General features: G+C 67.1%; 31 protein-coding genes. All 31 read left to right on the forward strand.

Annotation, left to right across the window (positions count from 1 at the left end; all coding sequences use genetic code 11):
- The first annotated feature begins 81 nt into the window (after positions 1-81).
- The 31 genes from rpsJ (at position 82) to Q333_RS0113655 (ending at position 18,938) form a co-directional block, all read left to right on the forward strand.
- Positions 82-387 (forward strand): 30S ribosomal protein S10, encoded by a 306-nt coding sequence (gene rpsJ, locus Q333_RS0113505; protein ID WP_003164367.1) that lies wholly within the window; start codon positions 82-84, stop codon positions 385-387.
- 20 nt (positions 388-407) lie between these two features.
- A complete protein-coding gene (rplC, locus tag Q333_RS0113510; RefSeq protein WP_029417705.1) occupies positions 408-1,163 on the forward strand; it encodes a 50S ribosomal protein L3 in 756 nt (251 codons plus the stop codon).
- Positions 1,163-1,831 carry a 50S ribosomal protein L4 gene (rplD, locus tag Q333_RS0113515; RefSeq protein ID WP_029417706.1) on the forward strand — a complete coding sequence of 223 codons (669 nt, stop codon included), beginning with the start codon at positions 1,163-1,165 and terminating at the stop codon, positions 1,829-1,831. The genes rplC and rplD overlap by 1 nt, the downstream gene beginning before the upstream one ends.
- Positions 1,831-2,133 (forward strand): 50S ribosomal protein L23, encoded by a 303-nt coding sequence (locus Q333_RS0113520; protein ID WP_029417707.1) that lies wholly within the window; start codon positions 1,831-1,833, stop codon positions 2,131-2,133. Before rplD ends, Q333_RS0113520 begins: the two co-directional genes overlap by 1 nt.
- Positions 2,134-2,137: 4 nt before the next feature.
- Positions 2,138-2,971 (forward strand): 50S ribosomal protein L2, encoded by an 834-nt coding sequence (rplB, locus tag Q333_RS0113525; RefSeq protein ID WP_029417708.1) that lies wholly within the window; start codon positions 2,138-2,140, stop codon positions 2,969-2,971.
- A 2-nt stretch (positions 2,972-2,973) separates the two neighbouring features.
- Positions 2,974-3,252, forward strand: coding sequence for a 30S ribosomal protein S19 (rpsS, locus tag Q333_RS0113530; protein WP_029417709.1), 279 nt, complete (start codon positions 2,974-2,976; stop codon positions 3,250-3,252).
- Between the two features lies 1 nt (position 3,253).
- Complete coding sequence (gene rplV / locus Q333_RS0113535) at positions 3,254-3,634, forward strand: 50S ribosomal protein L22 (RefSeq protein ID WP_035294470.1); 381 nt, start codon at positions 3,254-3,256, stop codon at positions 3,632-3,634.
- Entirely contained in the window at positions 3,634-4,383 is a 750-nt protein-coding gene (rpsC, locus tag Q333_RS0113540; RefSeq protein WP_029417712.1) for a 30S ribosomal protein S3, read from the forward strand. Before rplV ends, rpsC begins: the two co-directional genes overlap by 1 nt.
- 5 nt (positions 4,384-4,388) lie before the next feature.
- A complete protein-coding gene (gene rplP / locus Q333_RS0113545) occupies positions 4,389-4,829 on the forward strand; it encodes a 50S ribosomal protein L16 (RefSeq protein WP_029417713.1) in 441 nt (146 codons plus the stop codon).
- Positions 4,829-5,023, forward strand: coding sequence for a 50S ribosomal protein L29 (gene rpmC, locus Q333_RS0113550; protein WP_029417715.1), 195 nt, complete (start codon positions 4,829-4,831; stop codon positions 5,021-5,023). The genes rplP and rpmC overlap by 1 nt, the downstream gene beginning before the upstream one ends.
- 9 nt (positions 5,024-5,032) lie before the next feature.
- Complete coding sequence (gene rpsQ, locus Q333_RS0113555) at positions 5,033-5,275, forward strand: 30S ribosomal protein S17 (RefSeq protein WP_029417716.1); 243 nt, start codon at positions 5,033-5,035, stop codon at positions 5,273-5,275.
- A gap of 17 nt (positions 5,276-5,292) precedes the next feature.
- Complete coding sequence (rplN, locus tag Q333_RS0113560; RefSeq protein ID WP_029417718.1) at positions 5,293-5,661, forward strand: 50S ribosomal protein L14; 369 nt, start codon at positions 5,293-5,295, stop codon at positions 5,659-5,661.
- Positions 5,662-5,663: 2 nt separating this feature from the next.
- Complete coding sequence (gene rplX / locus Q333_RS0113565) at positions 5,664-5,972, forward strand: 50S ribosomal protein L24 (protein WP_029417720.1); 309 nt, start codon at positions 5,664-5,666, stop codon at positions 5,970-5,972.
- Positions 5,972-6,532: a 50S ribosomal protein L5 gene (rplE, locus tag Q333_RS0113570; protein WP_035294472.1), complete on the forward strand. Its 561-nt coding sequence runs from the start codon at positions 5,972-5,974 to the stop codon at positions 6,530-6,532. Before rplX ends, rplE begins: the two co-directional genes overlap by 1 nt.
- Positions 6,533-6,551: 19 nt before the next feature.
- A complete protein-coding gene (gene rpsN, locus Q333_RS0113575) occupies positions 6,552-6,857 on the forward strand; it encodes a 30S ribosomal protein S14 (protein ID WP_029417722.1) in 306 nt (101 codons plus the stop codon).
- Between the two features lie 14 nt (positions 6,858-6,871).
- Entirely contained in the window at positions 6,872-7,270 is a 399-nt protein-coding gene (gene rpsH / locus Q333_RS0113580; protein ID WP_029417723.1) for a 30S ribosomal protein S8, read from the forward strand.
- 1 nt (position 7,271) lies between these two features.
- Positions 7,272-7,805: a 50S ribosomal protein L6 gene (gene rplF / locus Q333_RS0113585; RefSeq protein ID WP_029417725.1), complete on the forward strand. Its 534-nt coding sequence runs from the start codon at positions 7,272-7,274 to the stop codon at positions 7,803-7,805.
- A 3-nt stretch (positions 7,806-7,808) separates the two neighbouring features.
- Positions 7,809-8,171, forward strand: coding sequence for a 50S ribosomal protein L18 (rplR, locus tag Q333_RS0113590; protein ID WP_029417727.1), 363 nt, complete (start codon positions 7,809-7,811; stop codon positions 8,169-8,171).
- A 10-nt stretch (positions 8,172-8,181) separates the two neighbouring features.
- A complete protein-coding gene (gene rpsE, locus Q333_RS0113595; protein WP_029417728.1) occupies positions 8,182-8,817 on the forward strand; it encodes a 30S ribosomal protein S5 in 636 nt (211 codons plus the stop codon).
- A 3-nt stretch (positions 8,818-8,820) separates the two neighbouring features.
- Positions 8,821-9,015: a 50S ribosomal protein L30 gene (gene rpmD, locus Q333_RS0113600; protein ID WP_029417730.1), complete on the forward strand. Its 195-nt coding sequence runs from the start codon at positions 8,821-8,823 to the stop codon at positions 9,013-9,015.
- 134 nt (positions 9,016-9,149) lie between these two features.
- A complete protein-coding gene (rplO, locus tag Q333_RS0113605; RefSeq protein ID WP_029417732.1) occupies positions 9,150-9,746 on the forward strand; it encodes a 50S ribosomal protein L15 in 597 nt (198 codons plus the stop codon).
- A 107-nt stretch (positions 9,747-9,853) separates the two neighbouring features.
- On the forward strand, positions 9,854-11,230 hold the full coding sequence (secY, locus tag Q333_RS0113610) for a preprotein translocase subunit SecY (RefSeq protein WP_029417733.1): 1,377 nt from the start codon (positions 9,854-9,856) through the stop codon (positions 11,228-11,230).
- A gap of 30 nt (positions 11,231-11,260) precedes the next feature.
- Positions 11,261-11,833: an adenylate kinase gene (locus tag Q333_RS0113615; RefSeq protein WP_029417734.1), complete on the forward strand. Its 573-nt coding sequence runs from the start codon at positions 11,261-11,263 to the stop codon at positions 11,831-11,833.
- A 79-nt stretch (positions 11,834-11,912) separates the two neighbouring features.
- Positions 11,913-12,650 carry an energy transducer TonB gene (locus Q333_RS17680; protein ID WP_051651336.1) on the forward strand — a complete coding sequence of 246 codons (738 nt, stop codon included), beginning with the start codon at positions 11,913-11,915 and terminating at the stop codon, positions 12,648-12,650.
- 66 nt (positions 12,651-12,716) lie between these two features.
- Positions 12,717-15,200, forward strand: coding sequence for a zinc-dependent metalloprotease (locus Q333_RS0113625; RefSeq protein WP_051651337.1), 2,484 nt, complete (start codon positions 12,717-12,719; stop codon positions 15,198-15,200).
- A 99-nt stretch (positions 15,201-15,299) separates the two neighbouring features.
- On the forward strand, positions 15,300-15,668 hold the full coding sequence (gene rpsM, locus Q333_RS0113630; protein ID WP_029417740.1) for a 30S ribosomal protein S13: 369 nt from the start codon (positions 15,300-15,302) through the stop codon (positions 15,666-15,668).
- 12 nt (positions 15,669-15,680) lie between these two features.
- Positions 15,681-16,070 carry a 30S ribosomal protein S11 gene (gene rpsK / locus Q333_RS0113635; protein ID WP_029417742.1) on the forward strand — a complete coding sequence of 130 codons (390 nt, stop codon included), beginning with the start codon at positions 15,681-15,683 and terminating at the stop codon, positions 16,068-16,070.
- A gap of 95 nt (positions 16,071-16,165) precedes the next feature.
- On the forward strand, positions 16,166-17,185 hold the full coding sequence (locus Q333_RS0113640; RefSeq protein WP_029417743.1) for a DNA-directed RNA polymerase subunit alpha: 1,020 nt from the start codon (positions 16,166-16,168) through the stop codon (positions 17,183-17,185).
- 116 nt (positions 17,186-17,301) lie between these two features.
- Entirely contained in the window at positions 17,302-17,721 is a 420-nt protein-coding gene (gene rplQ, locus Q333_RS0113645) for a 50S ribosomal protein L17 (protein ID WP_029417745.1), read from the forward strand.
- 90 nt (positions 17,722-17,811) lie between these two features.
- Positions 17,812-18,273 carry a GNAT family N-acetyltransferase gene (locus Q333_RS0113650; protein WP_029417746.1) on the forward strand — a complete coding sequence of 154 codons (462 nt, stop codon included), beginning with the start codon at positions 17,812-17,814 and terminating at the stop codon, positions 18,271-18,273.
- Positions 18,270-18,938, forward strand: a complete 669-nt coding sequence (locus Q333_RS0113655) for a glutathione S-transferase family protein (RefSeq protein WP_084176147.1) — start codon at positions 18,270-18,272, stop codon at positions 18,936-18,938. Before Q333_RS0113650 ends, Q333_RS0113655 begins: the two co-directional genes overlap by 4 nt.
- Positions 18,939-18,952: the final 14 nt, after the last annotated feature.

Raw genomic sequence — 18,952 nt, forward strand, 5'->3', positions numbered from 1 at the left:
GACGGGGTTTCCCCGAAAGGCTCCGGTCTTTGAAATGGTTCACAGGGACGCAGGTTCGCCTGCTTGGGAATAGCTACCGATATGGATCAAAGCATCCGCATCAGGCTCAAGGCCTTCGATCACCGCGTCCTCGACTTTTCGACGCGCGAGATCGTCAACACCGCCAAGCGCACGGGCGCGACCGTTCGGGGTCCGATCCCGCTGCCGACCCTGATCGAAAAGTTCACCGTGAACCGCTCGCCGCACGTCGACAAGAAGTCGCGCGAGCAGTTTGAAATCCGCACGCACAAGCGTGTCCTCGACATCGTCGACCCCACCCCGCAGACCGTGGACGCGCTCATGAAGCTCGACCTGTCCGCCGGCGTGGACGTCGAGATCAAGATTTAAAGTAGAGAAGGCGGGATCCGATGCGCACGGGCGTGATCGCCAAGAAGCTGGGCATGACCCGCGTGTTCGCCGATGACGGCGCGCACGTTCCGGTCACTGTGCTTCAACTCGACGACTGTCAGGTCGTCGGCCAACGCACCCAGGAGCGGGACGGCTACGTCGCCCTGCAGCTGGGCGCCGGGGCCAAGAAGGCCAAGAACACCAACAAGGCCCAGCGCGAGACCTTCGCCAAGGCCGAGGTGGAGCCGAAGCATGTGGTCATGGAGTTCCGCGTGTCGGAAGACGCCATGATCGACGTCGGCGCGACCCTGTCGGCGGACCACTTCGTCGCCGGCCAGAAGGTCGACATCCAGGGCGAGACCATCGGTAAGGGTTTCGCCGGCGCCATGAAGCGCTGGAACTTCGGCGGTCTGCGCGCCACCCACGGCGTTTCGGTCTCGCACCGCTCGCACGGCTCGACCGGTAACCGTCAGGATCCGGGCCGCACCTTCCCCGGCAAGAAGATGGCTGGTCACCTGGGTGTCGAGACGATCACCACCCAGAACCTGACCGTCGTGAAGGTCGACGCCGAGCGCGGCCTGATCATGGTCAAGGGCGCCGTCCCCGGCCACGAAGGTTCGTGGGTCAAGGTCCGCGACGCCCACAAGAAGCCGTTCGACGGCGTGCCCTTCCCGGGTTCGTTCAAGACCAAGGGCTCGGCTGCTGCCGCTGCCCCGGCCGAAACGCCTGCCGAAGAGCCGGCAGCGGTCGAAACCACCGAAGGCGGTGAAGCCTGATGAAACTCTCGGTCATCAAACTCGACGGCAAGGCCTCGGGCGACGTTGAACTGTCGGACGCCGTCTTCGGCATCACCGACATTCGCGGCGACCTGCTGGCCCGCTACGTCAACTGGCAGCTGGCCAAGCGCCGCGCCGGCACCCACAAGGTCCAGACCCGGAACGAGAACTCTCGCACCGGCAAGAAGATGTACAAGCAGAAGGGCACCGGCGGCGCCCGTCACGGCTCGCGTCGCGCGCCCCAGTTCGTCGGTGGTTCGCGCGCCTTCGGCCCGGTCGTCCGCGACCACGGCTATGACCTGCCCAAGAAGGTCCGCGCCCTGGCCCTGCGTCATGCGCTCTCGGCCAAGGCCAAGGCCGGCGACCTGGTCGTCGTCGACGCCCTGACCGTCAAGGACGCCAAGACCTCGGCCCTGCGCGAGACCTTTGGCAAGCTTGGCTGGACCAAGACGCTGATCATCGCTGGCCCGGAAGTGGACGAGAAGTTCGCGATGGCGTCGCGTAACATCCCGCACATCCACGTGCTGCCGAACGCCGGCCTGAACGTCTACGACATCCTGCGCGCCGACAAGCTGGTGCTGTCCAAGGCCGCCGTCGACGCCATCGAAGCCCGCTACGCCGACCACAAGCCGTCGCGTCGCGAACAAGCCGAGAAGGACGCCGCGTAATGGCCGCCCAACCCACCGCCAAGCACTACGACACCATCCTGGCTCCGGTGATCACCGAGAAGGCCACGATCCTGTCGGAGCAGAACAAGGTCGTCTTCCGCGTCGCGGACAACGCCTCCAAGGACGAGATCGCCGCGGCGGTCGAAAGCCTGTTCAAGGTCAACGTCCTCAAGGTCAACACCCTGGTCCAGAAGGGCAAGACCAAGCGCTTCCGGGGCATCCAGGGCCGCCGGGTCGACATCAAAAAAGCGATCGTGACGCTGGCCGAGGGCCAGTCGATCGACGTCACGACGGGGCTCTGATCCGATGGCCTTGAAGACCTACAATCCGACCTCGCCGGGCCGTCGCGCCCTGGTGCTGATCGACCGTTCGGAACTGCACAAGGGCCGTCCGGAAAAGTCGCTGACCGAAGGCCTGACCAAGTCGGGCGGCCGGGGGCAGGGCGGCCGTGTGGCCGTGCGCTTCCGCGGCGGTGGCGCCAAGACCCTGTACCGCAAGATCGACTTCAAGCGCCGCAAGTTCGCCGAGGCGACCGTCGAGCGCCTGGAGTACGACCCCAACCGGACCGCCTTCATCGCGCTCATCAGCTACGCTGACGGCGAGAAGGCCTACATCATCGCGCCGCAGCGCCTGAAGGCCGGCGACACGATCGTGGCCGGCGAGAAGGTCGACGTGAAGCCGGGCAACGCCATGCCGCTGCGCTCGATCCCGGTCGGCACCATCATCCACAACGTCGAGATGAAGCCGGGCAAGGGTGCCCAGCTGGCCCGTTCGGCCGGCGCCTACGCCCAGCTGGTCGGTCGCGACCAGGGCTACGCCCAGATCCGTCTCGGCTCGGGCGAGCTGCGCATGGTTCTGGACGGCTGCATGGCCACGGTGGGCGCGGTGTCGAACCCCGACCACATGAACCAGAACCTCGGCAAGGCCGGTCGCGTCCGCCACATGGGCTGGCGTCCGCACGTTCGCGGCGTCGCCATGAACCCGATCGACCACCCGCACGGTGGTGGTGAAGGCCGGACCTCGGGCGGCCGTACGCCGGTCACGCCCTGGGGCAAGGACACCAAGGGCACCCGCACCCGCAAGAACAAGGCCACGGACAAGTTCATCATCCGTAGCCGCCACGTGAAGAAGGCTCGCTAAAGATGGCCCGTTCCTCCTGGAAAGGCCCGTTCGTCGACGGGTATCTGCTCAAGAAGGCCGACGCCGTTCAGACGTCGGGCCGCAAGGACGTGATCAAGACCTGGTCGCGCCGCTCCACCATCCTGCCTCAGTTCGTGGGCCTGACGTTCGGCGTCCACAACGGCCAGAAGCACGTCCCCGTGCACGTCAACGAGGACATGGTCGGCATGAAGCTGGGCGAGTTCGCCCCGACCCGCAACTTCCCCGGCCACGCCGCGGACAAGAAGGCGAAGCGGAAGTAAGATGGCCCAGACCAAGAACCCCCGCCGCGTCGGACAGACCGAGGCCCGCGCCAAGCTGGTCAACGTCCGCATCAGCCCGCAGAAGCTGAATCTGGTGGCCGCCTCGATCCGCGGCCTGCCGGTGCAGAAGGCTCTGAACGAGCTGGAGTTCAGCCGCAAGCGCATCGCGACCGACGTTCGCAAGGTGCTCTACAGCGCCGTCTCGAACGCCGAGAACAACCACAACCTCGACATCGACAATCTGGTCGTCGCCGAGGCCTTCGTGGGCAAGAACCTGGTGATGAAGCGCTTCGCGAGCCGTGCTCGTGGTCGTTCGTCGCGCATCCTGAAACCGTTCAGCGAGATCACCATCGTGGTCCGCGAAGCCGGCGAGGCCGCCTGATGGGTCAGAAAATCAATCCGATCGGTTTCCGCCTCGGCGTGAACCGCACCTGGGACAGCCGCTGGTTCGCCGGTGGGGCCGACTACGCCCGTCTGCTGCACCAGGACCTGAAGCTGCGCACGTGGCTGAAGGAACGCCTCAACGCCGCCGGCGTGTCGCGCATCATCATCGAGCGTCCGCACAAGAAGTGCCGCGTGACGATCTACGCCGCCCGTCCGGGTGTCGTGATCGGCAAGAAGGGCGCCGACATCGAGAAGCTGCGCAAGGACATCTCGGCTCAGACCGAAGGCGAGGTTCACCTGAACATCGTCGAGGTCCGCAAGCCCGAGACCGACGCCCAACTGATCGCCGAGAACATCGCCCAGCAGCTCGAGCGCCGCATCGCCTTCCGTCGCGCCATGAAGCGCGCGATGCAGTCGGCCATGCGCCTGGGCGCCAAGGGCGTCCGGATCAACGTGTCGGGCCGCCTCGGCGGAGCGGAAATCGCGCGGATGGAGTGGTATCGCGAAGGCCGCGTGCCGCTGCACACCCTGCGCGCCGACATCGACTACGGCTTCATCGAGGCCAAGACGACCTACGGCATCATCGGCGTGAAGGTCTGGGTGTTCAAAGGCGAAGTGCTGGAGCACGACCCGATGGCCCAGGACAAGCGCTGGGCCGCCGAGGCCGCCGGCCCGTCTTCCAACGAAGGCCGCGAACGCGGCCCGCGCCGCGACGACCGCGGCGGCCGTCGTGGCCGTGAGGGCTAAGGACCATGCTGCAGCCTAAGAAAACCAAGTACCGCAAGGCCTTCAAGGGCCGGATCCACGGCTCCGCCAAGGGCGGCTTCTCGCTGAACTTCGGCTCTTACGGGCTGAAGACGCTGGAGCCGGAACGCATCACCGCGCGCCAGATCGAGGCGGCCCGCCGCGCGATCACCCGCCAGATGAAGCGCCAGGGCCGCGTGTGGATCCGCGTGTTCCCCGACCTGCCGGTCACCGGCAAGCCGGCGGAAGTCCGGATGGGCAAGGGCAAGGGCGCCGTGGACCACTGGGCCGCGCGCTGCCACCCGGGCCGCATCCTGTTCGAAATCGACGGCGTGGCCGACGACATCGCCCGTGAGGCGCTGCGTCTCGGCGCCGCCAAGCTGCCCGTGCGCACCAAGGTGGTCACCCGCCTGGACGCCGGCGTGGCTCATACGGAGGCCGCCGCCTGATGACCAAGATCGCCGATCTCCGCTCCCAGACGACGGACCAGCTGGGCGACCAGCTGCTGTCGCTCAAGAAGGAGCAGTTCAACCTGCGTTTCCAGGCGGCCACCGGCCAGCTGGAGAAGACGCATCGCGTTTCGGAAGTCCGCAAGGACATCGCCCGGATCTCCACGCTGCTGCGTGAAAAGAAGGCCTCGTAAGGAACCCCCATGCCCAAACGTATTCTCGAAGGCGTGGTCGTGTCCGACAAGGGCGACAAGACCGTGGTCGTCAAGGTCGAGCGCACCCTGCTGCACCCGGTCCTGAAGAAGACCGTCCGCCTGTCCAAGAAGTATCACGCCCACGACGAGACGAACGCCCTCAAGGAAGGCGACGTCGCCCGCATCGTCGAGTGCGCCCCCAAGTCCAAGCTGAAGCGGTGGGAAGTCCTCTCCCCGTCTTCCGCTTCGTAATCGGAAGGATCTGAACAATGATCCAGATGCAAACTAACCTGGACGTGGCCGACAATTCGGGCGCTCGCCGGGTCATGTGCATCAAGGTGCTGGGCGGCGCGAAGCGTCGCTACGCCTCGGTCGGCGACACCATCGTCGCTTCCGTCAAGGAAGCCATCCCGCGCGGCCGCGTGAAGAAGGGCGACGTCGTTCGCGCCATCGTCGTTCGCACCGCCAAGGACATCCAGCGCAAGGACGGCTCGGTGATCCGTTTCGACCGCTCGGCCGCCGTGATCGTCAACAAGCAGAACGAGCCGGTCGGCACCCGCATCTTCGGGCCGGTTCCGCGCGAGCTGCGCGCCAAGAACCACATGAAGATCATCTCGCTCGCTCCGGAGGTCCTGTAACCATGGCCGCCAAGATCAAGAAGGGCGACCGCGTCGTCGTCCTGACCGGCAAGGACAAGGGCCGCACGGGCGAAGTCGCCCGGGTCCTGCCCACCGAGAACCGCGTGGTCGTGACGGGGATCAACATGGTCCAGCTCCACACCCGTCCGTCCCAGGGCGACCCCCAGGGCGGCATCAAGAACAAGGAAGCGTCGATCCACGTCTCGAACGTTGCGATCGCCGACGCCAACGGCAAGGCGACCCGCGTCGGCTTCCGCATGGACGGCGACAAGAAGGTTCGTTTCGCCAAGACCACGGGAGACGTCATCTGATGGCGACCGAGAAGTACATTCCCCGGCTCAAGACCGAGTACAACGAGCGCATCAAGGGCGTGATGACCGAGAAGTTCGGTTACACCAACCCGATGCAGACGCCCAAGCTCGAGAAGATCGTGCTGAACATGGGCATCGGCGAAGCCGTGGCGGACTCCAAGAAGGCGAACGCCGCCCTCAAGGACCTGACCCAGATCGCCGGCCAGAAGGCCGTGCCGACCAAGGCCCGCAACTCCATCGCCGGCTTCAAGCTGCGCGAAGGCATGGTCGTGGGCGGCAAGGTCACCCTGCGCGGCGACCAGATGTACGAGTTCCTGGACCGTCTGATCACGATCGCCCTGCCGCGCGTGAAGGACTTCCGGGGCCTGAAGCCGACGTCGTTCGACGGTCGCGGCAACTACGCCATGGGTCTGAAGGAGCACATCGTGTTCCCGGAGATCAACTACGACCAGATCGACCAGATGTGGGGCATGGACATCATCGTCTGCACCACGGCCAAGACCGATGACGAGGCGCGCGCGCTTCTCACCGAGTTCAAGTTCCCGTTCGTGAAGAACTGAGCGGGAAGGGAAAAGCACAATGGCTAAGAAAAGCGCCGTAAACCGCAACGAAATGGTCAAGGCCAAGGTTGCGCAGTATGCCGCGAAGCGGGCCGCCCTGAAGGCGACCGCGAACGACGAGAGCCTGCCTCTGGAAGAGCGTTTCGACGCCCGCCTGAAGCTGGCCGAGCTGCCGCGCAACTCGGCGGCCGTCCGCATCCGCAATCGCTGCGAGGTGACGGGTCGTCCGCGCGCCTTCTATCGCAAGCTCAAGATGAGCCGTATCGCCCTGCGTGAGCTCGGCAACCTGGGTCAGATCCCGGGCCTGACCAAGTCCAGCTGGTAAGGGGAGCGACAGACATGATGATCAACGATCCCCTGAGCGACATGATCGCCCGCATGAAGAACGCGGCCATGCGCAAGCGTTCCAAGGTCCTGACGCCGGCCTCGCGCCTGCGCCAGCGCGTTCTCGACGTGCTGCAGGACGAGGGCTACATCCGTGGCTACAACCTGGTCCAGAACCCGGGCGAGTTCCCGCAGTTCGAGATCGAGCTCAAGTACTTCGACGGCCAGCCGGTGATCGCCGAGATCGCCCGCGTGTCGAAGCCCGGCCGCCGCGTCTATTCGGCGATCAGCGACCTGAAGCCGGTCAAGAACGGCCTGGGCATCTCGATCCTGTCGACCTCCAAGGGCGTCATGTCCGACGCCGCAGCCCGCGACGCCAACGTCGGCGGCGAAGTCCTCTGCAGGGTCTATTAAGATGTCCCGTATCGGAAAACGTCCCATCACCGTGCCGAAGGGCGTGACTGTCACGCTCGACGGCCAGACCGTCACCGTCAAGGGTCCCAAGGCTGAGCGGTACTGGACCGTGGCCGAGGAAGTCGAGCCCAAGCTGGACGGCGATCAGCTGACCTTCGAGATCCGTTCGGACACCCAGCGCGCCCGCGCGATGTGGGGCCTGTCGCGGACGCTGGTCGACAACATGGTCACCGGCGTCACCACCGGCTTCGAGCGCAATCTCGAGCTGGTCGGCGTGGGTTATCGCGCCGCCATGAAGGGCAACGACCTGTCGCTGCAGCTGGGCTTCTCGCACGAAGTGGACATCAAGGCTCCGGCCGGCGTGACCTTCGCGGTGCCGAAGCAGACCGAGATCAAGATCTCGGGCCCGGACAAGCAGGTCGTCGGCGAACTGGCCGCCAACATCCGCAAGCTGCGTCCGCCGGAGCCCTACAAGGGCAAGGGCGTCCGCTATGCCGGCGAGAAGGTCCGCCGCAAGGAAGGCAAGAAGAAGTAAGCCATGGCCACGACTCTCAAGCAAAACGCCAAGCGTCGCGCCGAGCGCACCCGTCGCCGCCTCAAGGCCGTGGCCAACGGCCGCCTGCGCCTGTCGGTCCATCGTTCGGACAAGAACATCTCGGCGCAGATCATCGACGACGCCAAGGGCGTCACCGTGGCTTCGGCCTCGTCGCTGGAAGGCGACAAGGCGGGCGTCACCAAGGGCTCCAACGTCGAGGCGGCCGCCGCGATCGGCAAGCTGGTCGCCCAGCGCGCCATCGAGAAGGGCGTCAAGGACGTGGTCTTCGACCGCGGCGGTTACATCTATCACGGTCGGGTGAAGGCGCTGGCGGATGCCGCGCGTGAAGCCGGCCTGAACTTCTAAGGACCGACAGATGGCCCAGGCACCCCAGCGCGGCGGCGGACAAGGCGGCAACGACCGCAACCGTCGCGACAACCGCAACAACTCCAACGCTCCCGCCGCCGACGGTCCGGATTCGGACATCGTCGAGAAGCTGGTGCACATCAACCGCGTCGCCGCCACCGTGAAGGGCGGCCGCCGGTTCTCGTTCGCGGCCCTGATGGTCGTCGGCGACGGCAAGGGTCGCGTCGGCTTCGGTCACGGCAAGGCGCGCGAAGTGCCGGAAGCCATCCGCAAGGCGACCGAGGAAGCCAAGAAGACCATGATCCGGGTTCCGCTGCGCGAGAACCGCACCCTGCACCACGACGGCTCGGGCCGTTGGGGCGCCGGCAAGATCATGATGCGCGCGGCTCCTCCGGGAACCGGCGTCATCGCCGGCGGTCCGATGCGCGCCGTGCTCGAAACCCTCGGCGTCCACGACGTCGTGGCCAAGTCGACCGGTTCGTCGAACCCCTACAACATGATCCGCGCGACCTTCGAGGCGCTGAAGGTTCAGTCCTCGCCGCGTCAGGTCGCCTCCAAGCGCGGCAAGAAGGTCGCCGACCTGATGGGCCGCCGCAACGATGGCGCCTCGGCTCCCGAAGCCGCGCCTGAAGCCGTGGAGGCCTAAGAGATGGCGAAGAATGAAAACGCGACGGTCACCGTCCGTCAGACGGCCAGCCCGATCCGCCGCAAGTCGGACCAGCGCGCCACCCTGGTGGGCCTGGGGCTGAACCGTGTCGGCCGCGAAAAGACCCTGGAGGACACTCCCTCGGTCCGCGGCATGATCGCCAAGGTCGCCCACCTGACCAAGATCGTCGAGAAGTAATCGAGTAGGGCTTAGGGCTTAGAGCTTAGGAGGGTCGAACCTTCTAAGCCCTAAGCCCTACTCACTAAGCCCTTGCTCAATCCAAACGCCGAGTCTGGCCCAGCCAGGCGCTAGAACCCGAAAGGATCAGGCACATGAAGCTGAATGAAATCCGCGACAACGAGGGTGCCCACAAGAAGCGCATGCGCGTCGGCCGTGGCCCAGGCTCGGGCAAGGGCAAGACCGCCGGTCGGGGCGTCAAGGGCCAGAAGTCGCGTTCCGGCGTCGCCATCGGCGGCTTCGAGGGCGGCCAGATGCCGCTCTACATGCGCATGCCCAAGCGCGGCTTCAACAATCCGAATGCGCTCAAGCTGGCCGAAGTGAACCTGTGGCGTCTTCAGGACGCCGTGGACGCCAAGAAGCTGGACGCCAAGTCGGAAATCAACGGTGACGCCCTGGTGGCCGCCGGCGTGATCCGTCGCAGCAAGGACGGCGTGCGCCTGCTGGGCACCGGCGAGGTCAAGGCCAAGCTGAATCTGGTCGTCTGGTCGGCCTCGGCCGGCGCCAAGAAGGCCATCGAGGCCGCCGGCGGCTCGGTCGTTGAGCAGCGCATCGAGGCGGAAGCCAAGGCCGCCGCCCGCGTCGAGAAGCGCAACGCCGCCAAGGGCAAGGCCCCGGCGCCGAAGGCTCCGCAGGGTGACGCCAACAAGGTCTCGGCCCGCGCCAAGCGCACCGCTTCGGCCAAGGCGTAACAATAAAGCGCGGGCTGTCTCCCCAAGAGGCCGCCCGTCGCCTATCTGGACGCAGGCGTCGGATTCTCGTCGATACGCCGCGTTCTGATCAGTCGGGGTAACGACACATGGCTTCGGCCGCCGAACAACTCGCCGCGAATATGAACATGGGCTCGTTCGCCAAGGCGACCGAGCTGCACAAGCGCCTGCTGTTCACCCTGCTGGCGCTGCTGGTCTATCGCATCGGCACCTATGTGCCGATCCCGGGCATCAACTCCGAAGCCTTCCTGCAGTTCTTCAACAATCCGGACGGCCAGCGCGGCATCCTGGATATGTTCAACATGTTCTCGGGCGGCGCGGTCGAGCGGATGGCTGTCTTCGCCCTGAACGTCACGCCCTACATCTCAGCGTCGATCATCGTCCAGCTCATGGGCAGCGTGTATCCGCCGTGGGAAAAGCTGCGCAAGGAAGGCGGCGAGAGCGGCCGCAAGCAGCTGAACCAGTACACGCGCTATCTGACCGTGGTACTCGCGCTGGCGCAGTCCTTCGGCATCGCCGTGGGCCTGAACGCGCAAGCCGGACTGGTCGACGAACCTGGCCTGTTCTTCATCGTCACAACGGTCGTGTCGCTGACCGGCGGCACCATGTTCCTGATGTGGCTGGGCGAGCAGGTGACGGCGCGCGGCGTCGGCAACGGTATCTCGCTGATCATCTTCGCGGGTATCGTGGCCATCCTGCCGGGTACGGTCGCGCGTCTGCTGGGTCTGGCCCAGCAGGGCCAGATGTCGGTCTTCACACTGCTGTTCATCACCGTCCTGGCGATCGCCGTCGTGGTGTTCATCGTCTTCATGGAGCGCGCCCAGCGCCGCCTTCTGATCCAGTATCCGAAGCGCCAGGAAGGCAATCGCATGGCGGGCGGGGAACGCAGCTTCCTGCCGCTGAAGGTCAACACCGCCGGGGTCATCCCGCCGATCTTCGCCTCGTCGCTGCTGCTGCTGCCGACCACGGTCGCCCAGATGACGGCGACGGCCGATCTGCCGGGCTGGATGGACTGGCTGCCGGTCGTCACGGGCCAGCTCCAGCAGGGCCAGCCGGTGTTCATCGCCCTGTACGGCGCTCTGATCGTCTTCTTCTGCTTCTTCTACACCTCGATCACCTTCAATCCGGAGGACACGGCCGAGAACCTGAGGAAGTACGGCGGCTTCCTGCCGGGCATTCGTCCGGGTAAGCGCACGGCGGAGTATCTGGACTACGTCCTCACCCGTCTGACGGTCATCGGCGCGGCCTACATCACCGCCGTCTGCCTGCTGCCCGAGTTCCTGGTCGGCCAGATGGGCGGCATCTACTTCGGCGGCACCTCGATCCTGATCGTCGTCTCGGTGACGATGGACACGGTGGCGCAGATCCAGTCGCAGCTGTTGGCGCACCAGTACGAAGGCCTCATCAAGAAGGCCAAGCTGCGCGGTCGCGGCGGCCGGGGCGCGCCCGCGCCCGTGCGTCGCTAGCGCCTGAGTGCCCGGGGAGGGGTGCCGAGCATGAATCTGATCCTGTTCGGGCCCCCCGCGGCCGGCAAGGGCACCCAGGCCAAGCGGCTGGTCGAACAGCGCGGCATGGTCCAGCTGTCGACCGGCGACATGCTGCGCGAGGCGATCGCTTCGGGCTCCAAGCTTGGTCTGGAATGCCAGGCCATCATGTCGCGCGGCGAGCTCGTCTCTGACGCCATCGTCATCGCCCTGATCGAGGCGCGCCTGAAGGAGGCCGAGGACGCCGGCGGCGCCATCTTCGACGGCTTCCCGCGCACCGTGCCCCAGGCCGAGGCGCTCGACGCCATGCTGGCCAAGCTCGGCAAGAAGATCGACCACGTCGTGCGGCTCAAGGTCGATGATACGGCTCTGATGGAGCGGATCGCCAAGCGCTACGCCGATCAGGGTCGGCCGGACGACAATCCGGACAGCTTCAAGGTCCGGCTGGACGCCTACAACCGCAACACCGCGCCTCTGCTGCCGTACTATGCCGACAAGGGCCTCCTGACCGAGGTCGACGGCATGGGCTCGATCGACAGCGTCGCCTCCGCCATCGACGCGGCCCTGGACGGCAAGTCCGCCTGAGGCTCGCGTTACAGGCCGAATGAACGCAAGGTGACGCTTCGCCGTCTCATGCGTTCATGACCCGATGATACCCAGGCGCGTGGCCCAGTTTCTGTCAGACGCGACAGCGAAGCGATGGACCCGCCCGGCCGTGGTCGCCACGGTCGTGGCCGCCCATGTCGCTGTCCTGGCTGCCATCGGCCTGTCCCGCGCCGCGCCGCCGTCGATCCCGCTCCAGCTGCCGATCTCGGTCGAATTGTTCGAGATCGCGCCGCCGCCTCCTCCGCCGCCTCCGCCAGGCCCCGAACCCGCCGCCGACCCGGGCGGGGGCGCGCCGGCGGCCGCCTCGCGCGTCAACCGGCCGCCGGACCCGCCGCGCGTCCGGCCCGAACTGCCGGTGCTTCCGCCGACGCCTGCGCCCGAGCCCACCCTGGTCGTCGGCGCCTCGCCGACGGCGACCCTCAACACCGGCCTCGGTCAGGGCGGCGAGGGGACCGGCACGGGCGCCGGAACCGGCGCCGGCGATGGACCGGGATCCGGCACGGGCGCCCAGATCCTGCGCGGCGCCTCCAACGGCGAGATCATGGACTTCGTCCCGCCCGAAGCCCGCCGCCGCCGCATCGCCGGCCGCGCCTCGGTCAACTGTGTCATCCGCGCCGACACCCGGCTGGAGGCCTGCCGTCTCGTCGATGAGACGCCGGGCGGCCTGGGCTTCGGCGACGCCGCCGTCCGCATCGCCGAGACCCACTTCCGCTTCCGGCCGCCCACCACGGCCTCGGGCCGCGTCGTGGAGGGCTTCCGGGTGACCGTCTTCGTCCAGTTCGGGCGGCAGGGTTGAAGCGCCGTTTGACCTGACCGCGCGAACCCCTCCAAATGCCCGGGTATTCAGGCGAGGGGCGGCATCATGGTTCGGATCGGCACGGCGGCGACGGCGCTCGCCCTGATTCTGGCGCTCGGGGCGCCCGCGGCTGCCGTCGCCCAGTCGGAGCCCGCCTCCTACAGCCGGACCATCGAGGGCCTGGCGCGACAGGACGGCCTCTTGCCGATCTTCGTCGATCAGGCCGGCGGCAAGGTGCTGATGCAGCTCCCGGCCGCTGCCAGCGACGGCGTGCTGGCCCGCGTCATCCATCATACCGCGCTGCGCACCGGCGTGGGTTCGGCCGTCACGGGGCTGGACCGCGCCCAGATCGGCCCGACCAACATCCTCGCCTTCCGCCGCCTCGGCCGTCGCGTCATCGCCGAGTTCGAGAACCCCCGCTATCGCGCCAGCCAGGGCTCGCCCGAGGAACAGGCCGCCGCCCGCGACGCCTTCGTCGGCTCCTCGGTCTGGTCCGGGGAGGTGATCGCCACCGCGCCCGACGGCTCGGTCCTGATCGACATCTCCAGCTTCGTCACCCGCGACGCCCACGGCATCGCGCCGTCCCTGGCCCGTTCGGGGCAGGGGACGCTGCGCCCCGTCGCCGACCTGACCCTGATCGACCCGACCCAGGCCCGCGCCTTCCCCGACAACGTCGAGCTGGAAGCCCGCCTGACCTTCAGCGTCGACAACCCCGGGCGCGTGCTGAACCAGATCGCGCCGGACAGCCGCATGGCCACCTTCACCGTGCGCCACAGCTTCATCCGCCTGCCCGACGACGGCTACCAGCCCCGCGCCTACGACCCTCGCACGGGTGCGCTGTCGACGGTGATCACCGACTTCTCCGCCCCGCTGGACGAACCGATCGTCAGCCGCGTCGCCAACCGCTTCCGCCTGGTGAAGACCGATCCGACGGCGGCCCGTTCCACCGTCGTCGAACCCATCGTCTTCTACGTCGATCGCGCCGCTCCCGAGCCGATCCGCACGGCGCTGGTGGAGGGCGCCCAGTGGTGGGCCGAAGCCTTCGAACGCGCGGGCTACATCGACGCCTATCGCGTCGAGGTCCTGCCCGAGGGCGTCGATCCGCTGGACGCCCGGTACAACGTCATCAACTGGGTCAATCGCGCGACGCGCAGCTGGTCCTACGGCCAGAGCGTCGTCGATCCCCGCACCGGAGAGATCGTCAAGGGCAGCGTGCTCTTGGGCAGCCTTCGCATCCGTCAGGACATGCTGATCTTCGAAGGGCTGGTCGGCGCCGATCAGACAGGGACTGGCGGCCCCAACGACCCGCGCGAAGTCGCGCTGGCCCGCATCCGCCAGCTGTCGGCGCACGAGGTCGGCCACGCCATCGGCCTGCTGCACAACTTCGCCGCCTCGACCCAGGACCGCGCCTCGGTCATGGACTATCCGGTGCCCCTGATCCGGGTGGACGGCGACGAGCTGGATTTCTCCAGCGCCTATGACACGGGCGTCGGCGAGTGGGATCGCTTCGCCATCGACTGGCTCTATGCCGACGCCGATCCGGCCGAACTGGACCGGCGGGCGAGGGAAGGGGCGGCGCGCCTTCGCTTCGTCTCGGACGGCGACGCCCGGGTGGGCGGCGACGCCCAGCCTTGGGGCAGTCTGTGGGACAACGGGGCCGACCCGGTCGAGGAGCTCAACCACTTGATGCGGGTGCGCCGCATAGCTCTGAGCCGCTTCGGCCTCGCCGCCCTGCCGGAGGGCTCGGCCGTCAATGACCTGCGCCGGCGCATCGTGCCCATCTATCTCTTCCACCGTTATCAGGTGGACGCCACGGCCAAGCTGATCGGCGGCCTGGATTACGGCTATCCGGTCACCGGCGACGGCCGCGAGACCGCCCAGCCCGTTCCCGCCGACCAACAACGCGCCGCGCTTGCCGCCCTCATGACCACGCTCGACCCCGCCGCGCTGGACCTGCCCGAGCCCCTCCTGGCCCTGCTCGCCGCCCAGCAGTCGGGCGACAGCGACCCCCAGCACGACATCGAGCTGTTCGCCACCCGCCAAGGCCAGCTCTTCGACCCCGGCAGCGCCGCCGAGGCCGCCGCCGACACGACGCTCAACGCGCTGCTCGCCCCCCGCCGCGTGGAACGTCTCGCCGACGTCGAACGCCGCGATCCATCCGCGCTCGGCCTGACCGAGACGTTGGACACCCTGTTCGCCACGGCCTTCCGTCCTGCCGCCGGCCGGCTGGCCGAGCCGGCCCGCCGCGTCCAGGCGCGCACCGTCCTGACGCTGGCCGGACTGCTGCGCTCGGATGCCGTCTCGGCCACGAGCTCCGCCATCGTGGAAGACCGCCTCAAGGCGCTCGAGGAACGTCTCGACAGTTCGCGCGCTTCCGACCCGGTTCAGCGGGCGCATGACCGCTTCCTGGCCGAGCTGATCTCCGACCGCGAGCGGCTGGATCAGTTGCTGGAAGAGAACCGCATCGAGACGCCCACGCCGCCCGGCAGCCCGATCGGCGCCGAGGCCTGTTGGCACTGCGAGCCGTCAACGGGCGTTGACGGAAACTGAATCACCTGTATAAGGCGCGCTTCCCGCGAAGGGCGCCACGCTCCTGGTCTGTTGACCGGAGCGTTTGTTGCGTCCGGAAACGCGTATCTGGAGAGCTTCGTGGCCCGTATCGCTGGCGTCAACATCCCGACCAACAAGCGCGTCGTCATCGCGCTGCAGTACATCCATGGCATCGGACCCAAGTCCGCCCAGGAGATCACCGAGAAGGTCGGCATCGAGGCCTCGCGCCGGGTCAACCAGCTGACCGACGCCGAAGTCCTGCAGATCCGCGAGACGATCGACAAGGATCACACCGTCGAGGGCGACCTGCGCCGCGAGACCTCGATGAACATCAAGCGTCTGATGGACCTGGCCTGTTACCGCGGCCTGCGTCACCGCAAGGGCCTGCCGGTCCGCGGCCAGCGCACCCACACCAACGCCCGCACCCGCAAGGGTCCCGCCAAGCCGATCGCCGGCAAGAAGAAGTAAGAGAGCTAGCTGATGGCCAAGGAACCGGGTCGCGTAAAGAAGCGCGAGCGCAAGAACATCACCTCGGGCGTCGCCCACGTGAATGCGTCCTTCAACAACACGATGGTGACCATCACCGACGCGCAAGGGAACGCGATTTCCTGGTCGTCGGCCGGTCACATGGGCTTCAAGGGTTCGCGCAAGTCGACCCCCTACGCCGCCCAGATGGCCGCCGAGGACGCGGGCAAGAAGGCCGCCGAGCACGGCGTCCGCACCCTGGAAGTCAACGTTTCGGGTCCGGGTTCGGGCCGCGAGTCGGCGCTGCGGGCCCTGCAGGCCGTCGGCATGACCATCACCACCATCCGCGACGTCACCCCGATGCCACACAACGGCTGCCGTCCGCCCAAGCGTCGCCGCGTCTAAGCGCCGCCTGAAGACTGCCGCCGACCTTATTTTCCGCCGGTCCTGCCTCACCTGACGAGGTTTAGGGGGACCGGCGACACTCGTTAGGGACACCTATGATCGAACGTAACTGGCAAGAGCTGATCCGTCCCGAGAAGCCGCAGATCGAGCTGGGTTCCGACGCGCAACGCAAGGCGCGTCTGGTGGCAGAGCCTCTGGAGCGCGGCTTTGGCGTGACGCTCGGCAATGCGCTCCGCCGCGTTCTCCTGTCGTCGCTGCAAGGCGCGGCCGTGACCGCCATCCAGATCGACGGCGTGGTGCACGAGTTCTCGTCGCTGGAAGGCGTGCGCGAGGACGTCGTCGACATCGTGCTGAACATCAAGCAACTGGCCCTGCGCATGCACGCCGAGGGCCCCAAGCGCATGACGCTGCGCGCCACCGGCCCCGGTCCGGTGACCGCCGGCCAGATCGATGTGCCCGCCGACATCGAGGTCCTGAACCCCGATCACGTGCTCTGCACCCTGGACGACGGCGCCTCGATCCGCATGGAACTGACCGTCCAGAACGGCAAGGGCTATGTGGCGTCCGAGTTCAACCGCCCGGAAGACGCCCCGATCGGCCTGATCGCCGTCGACGCCCTTTATTCGCCGGTCAAGCGCGTCGCCTATCGCGTCGAGCCGACCCGTCAGGGCCAGTCGCTCGACTACGACAAGCTGATCATGGAAGTCGAAACCAACGGCGCCGTGTCGCCGGTCGACGCCGTGGCCTATGCCTCGCGCATCCTCCAGGACCAGCTGCAGATCTTCATCACCTTCGAAGAGCCCAAGAAGGCCGTCGAGGCGACCGAGGGCAAGCCGGACCTGCCGTTCAATCCGGCCCTGCTGAAGAAGGTCGACGAACTGGAGCTGTCCGTCCGCTCGGCCAACTGCCTGAAGAACGACAACATCGTCTACATCGGCGACCTGATCCAGAAGACCGAGGGCGAGATGCTTCGCACCCCGAACTTCGGCCGCAAGTCGCTGAACGAGATCAAGGAGGTCCTGACCTCCATGGGTCTGTCGCTCGGCATGGACGTGCCGAACTGGCCGCCCGAAAACATCGAAGACCTGGCCAAGAAGTTCGACGACCAGATCTAGTTTCAACCCTCCGCCCAAGACCCCCAAAAAAGCGAACCGGGGGTCGCGGAGCGGTTAGAATGACAGGCCCAAGGTCCGGTTCTGCTGGAAACCAGGGTTGAGTAGGAGAGACCCCGATGCGCCACGGCGCCGCCTATCGCAAGCTCGGCCGTACGGTCAGCCACCGCCAGGCCATGTTCGCCAACATGGCCGCCTCGCTGATCAAGCACGAGCAGATCACGACGACCCTGCCCAAGGCCAAGGAGCTGCGGCCCTTCGTCGAGAAGCTGGTCACGCTCGGCAAGAAGGGCGACCTGCACGCCCGTCGTCAGGCCATCAGCCAGGTCCGCGACGTGACCCAGGTCGGCAAGCTGTTCGAGACGATCGGCCCGCGCTACGCCGACCGCAACGGCGGCTACATCCGCATCATGAAGGCCGGCTATCGCCACGGCGACAACGCCCCCATGGCCGTCATCGAGTTCGTCGACCGCGACGTCTCGGCCAAGGGCCAGGACTCGGGTCCGGTCATGTCCTACGAGGGCGACGACGAGGCCTGAGCCTCCGTTCGACGCTGACGATCTGAGAGGGCGATCCGGGCGACCGGATCGCCCTTTTCGTTTGCCTCGGAGCGGGGCAGGGTGGGGGCAATGCGCCTCGACATCGTCCCCTATCGCCCTGACCATCACCCCGCGTGGATCGCGCTGAACGAGCACTGGATCCTCGACGGCGGCTACGCCATCGAGGCCAAGGACCGCCTGACGCTGGATGATCCGGACGGTTCCGTCCTGTCCAGGGGCGGGATCATCTTCATGGTCGAGCGGGACGGGGAGGCGGTCGGCTGCTGCGCGCTGCTGGCCATGCCGGACGGCGGCTATGAGGTCGGCAAGATGGCGGTCGCCCGCTCGGCCCAGGGTCTCGGCCTCGGCCATCGACTGCTCCAGGCCTGCGAGGATCACGCCCGCGCCGCCGGCGCGCCCCGGCTCTATCTGGAGACCAACACCAGCCAGACCCATGCCATCGCCCTCTATCGCCGCTTCGGCTTCGTCGACCTGCCGCCCCAGCCGACGCCCTACGCGCGTTGCAACGTCTGGATGGAGAAGCGCCTGTGAGCGACCCCGCGACCAATCTGGTCCTCTACAGCCACCCCTTCTCCTCCTACTGCCAGAAGGCCCTCGTCGCCTTCTATGAGAAGGGCCTGCCGTTCGGGCACCGGAACCTCGAGCAACCGGAGGCCATGGACGAGCTAAAGGCCTCATGGCCCTTCGGCCAGTTCCCGATCCTGAAAGAGGCCAGCGGCCGCGTGACCGCCGAGACCTCGATCATCATCGAGCGCCTCGACCAGATCGCCCCGGACACGCCCATGATCCCAACCGACCCGGACGCGGCGCTGCAGGTCCGCTTCATGGACCGGGTCTTCGACAACCACCTCCAGTCCAATCAGCAGCGCATCATCTACAACACTCTCCGCCCTGAGGCCGACCGCGACCCCATCGCCGACGCCGAGGCCCGCGCGAAGCTGGAGACCGCCTACGCCTGGCTGGACGGCGTGATGGCCACCCGCACCTGGGCGGCGGGCGGGACCTTCACTCTGGCAGACTGCGGCGCCGCGCCAGGCCTGCTCTACGCCCACTGGACCCACGCCATTCCGGAGCGATTTCAGCACCTCTGGGCCTACCGCCGCCGTCTGCTGGACCGCCCCAGCTACGCCCGCGTGTTAGATGAGGCGCGTCCCTATCGCGGCTATTTCCCGCTCGGCGCGCCCGACGAGGACTGACCGACCACCCGTGA

This window comes from Brevundimonas bacteroides DSM 4726 (assembly GCF_000701445.1).
Taxonomy (GTDB): Bacteria; Pseudomonadota; Alphaproteobacteria; order Caulobacterales; family Caulobacteraceae; genus Brevundimonas; species Brevundimonas bacteroides.

What these genes read in the sequence shown, in the direction of transcription:
- rplP (WP_029417713.1), top strand. Translation starts at nt 4,389, where the DNA reads ATGCTGCAGCCTAAGAAAACCAAGTACCGCAAGGCCTTCAAGGGCCGG.
- rplX (WP_029417720.1), top strand. Translation starts at nt 5,664, where the DNA reads ATGGCCGCCAAGATCAAGAAGGGCGACCGCGTCGTCGTCCTGACCGGC.
- rpsN (WP_029417722.1), top strand. Translation starts at nt 6,552, where the DNA reads ATGGCTAAGAAAAGCGCCGTAAACCGCAACGAAATGGTCAAGGCCAAG.
- rplD (WP_029417706.1), top strand. Translation starts at nt 1,163, where the DNA reads ATGAAACTCTCGGTCATCAAACTCGACGGCAAGGCCTCGGGCGACGTT.
- rplF (WP_029417725.1), top strand. Translation starts at nt 7,272, where the DNA reads ATGTCCCGTATCGGAAAACGTCCCATCACCGTGCCGAAGGGCGTGACT.
- rpsH (WP_029417723.1), top strand. Translation starts at nt 6,872, where the DNA reads ATGATGATCAACGATCCCCTGAGCGACATGATCGCCCGCATGAAGAAC.
- rpsK (WP_029417742.1), top strand. Translation starts at nt 15,681, where the DNA reads ATGGCCAAGGAACCGGGTCGCGTAAAGAAGCGCGAGCGCAAGAACATC.
- Q333_RS0113650 (WP_029417746.1), top strand. Translation starts at nt 17,812, where the DNA reads ATGCGCCTCGACATCGTCCCCTATCGCCCTGACCATCACCCCGCGTGG.
- Q333_RS0113520 (WP_029417707.1), top strand. Translation starts at nt 1,831, where the DNA reads ATGGCCGCCCAACCCACCGCCAAGCACTACGACACCATCCTGGCTCCG.
- rplB (WP_029417708.1), top strand. Translation starts at nt 2,138, where the DNA reads ATGGCCTTGAAGACCTACAATCCGACCTCGCCGGGCCGTCGCGCCCTG.
- rpsJ (WP_003164367.1), top strand. Translation starts at nt 82, where the DNA reads ATGGATCAAAGCATCCGCATCAGGCTCAAGGCCTTCGATCACCGCGTC.
- rplO (WP_029417732.1), top strand. Translation starts at nt 9,150, where the DNA reads ATGAAGCTGAATGAAATCCGCGACAACGAGGGTGCCCACAAGAAGCGC.
- rpmD (WP_029417730.1), top strand. Translation starts at nt 8,821, where the DNA reads ATGGCGAAGAATGAAAACGCGACGGTCACCGTCCGTCAGACGGCCAGC.
- Q333_RS0113640 (WP_029417743.1), top strand. Translation starts at nt 16,166, where the DNA reads ATGATCGAACGTAACTGGCAAGAGCTGATCCGTCCCGAGAAGCCGCAG.
- rpsS (WP_029417709.1), top strand. Translation starts at nt 2,974, where the DNA reads ATGGCCCGTTCCTCCTGGAAAGGCCCGTTCGTCGACGGGTATCTGCTC.
- rpsQ (WP_029417716.1), top strand. Translation starts at nt 5,033, where the DNA reads ATGCCCAAACGTATTCTCGAAGGCGTGGTCGTGTCCGACAAGGGCGAC.
- rplN (WP_029417718.1), top strand. Translation starts at nt 5,293, where the DNA reads ATGATCCAGATGCAAACTAACCTGGACGTGGCCGACAATTCGGGCGCT.
- rpsE (WP_029417728.1), top strand. Translation starts at nt 8,182, where the DNA reads ATGGCCCAGGCACCCCAGCGCGGCGGCGGACAAGGCGGCAACGACCGC.
- rplE (WP_035294472.1), top strand. Translation starts at nt 5,972, where the DNA reads ATGGCGACCGAGAAGTACATTCCCCGGCTCAAGACCGAGTACAACGAG.
- Q333_RS0113625 (WP_051651337.1), top strand. Translation starts at nt 12,717, where the DNA reads ATGGTTCGGATCGGCACGGCGGCGACGGCGCTCGCCCTGATTCTGGCG.
- rplQ (WP_029417745.1), top strand. Translation starts at nt 17,302, where the DNA reads ATGCGCCACGGCGCCGCCTATCGCAAGCTCGGCCGTACGGTCAGCCAC.
- rpmC (WP_029417715.1), top strand. Translation starts at nt 4,829, where the DNA reads ATGACCAAGATCGCCGATCTCCGCTCCCAGACGACGGACCAGCTGGGC.
- rplC (WP_029417705.1), top strand. Translation starts at nt 408, where the DNA reads ATGCGCACGGGCGTGATCGCCAAGAAGCTGGGCATGACCCGCGTGTTC.
- rplV (WP_035294470.1), top strand. Translation starts at nt 3,254, where the DNA reads ATGGCCCAGACCAAGAACCCCCGCCGCGTCGGACAGACCGAGGCCCGC.
- rplR (WP_029417727.1), top strand. Translation starts at nt 7,809, where the DNA reads ATGGCCACGACTCTCAAGCAAAACGCCAAGCGTCGCGCCGAGCGCACC.
- rpsC (WP_029417712.1), top strand. Translation starts at nt 3,634, where the DNA reads ATGGGTCAGAAAATCAATCCGATCGGTTTCCGCCTCGGCGTGAACCGC.
- Q333_RS0113615 (WP_029417734.1), top strand. Translation starts at nt 11,261, where the DNA reads ATGAATCTGATCCTGTTCGGGCCCCCCGCGGCCGGCAAGGGCACCCAG.
- secY (WP_029417733.1), top strand. Translation starts at nt 9,854, where the DNA reads ATGGCTTCGGCCGCCGAACAACTCGCCGCGAATATGAACATGGGCTCG.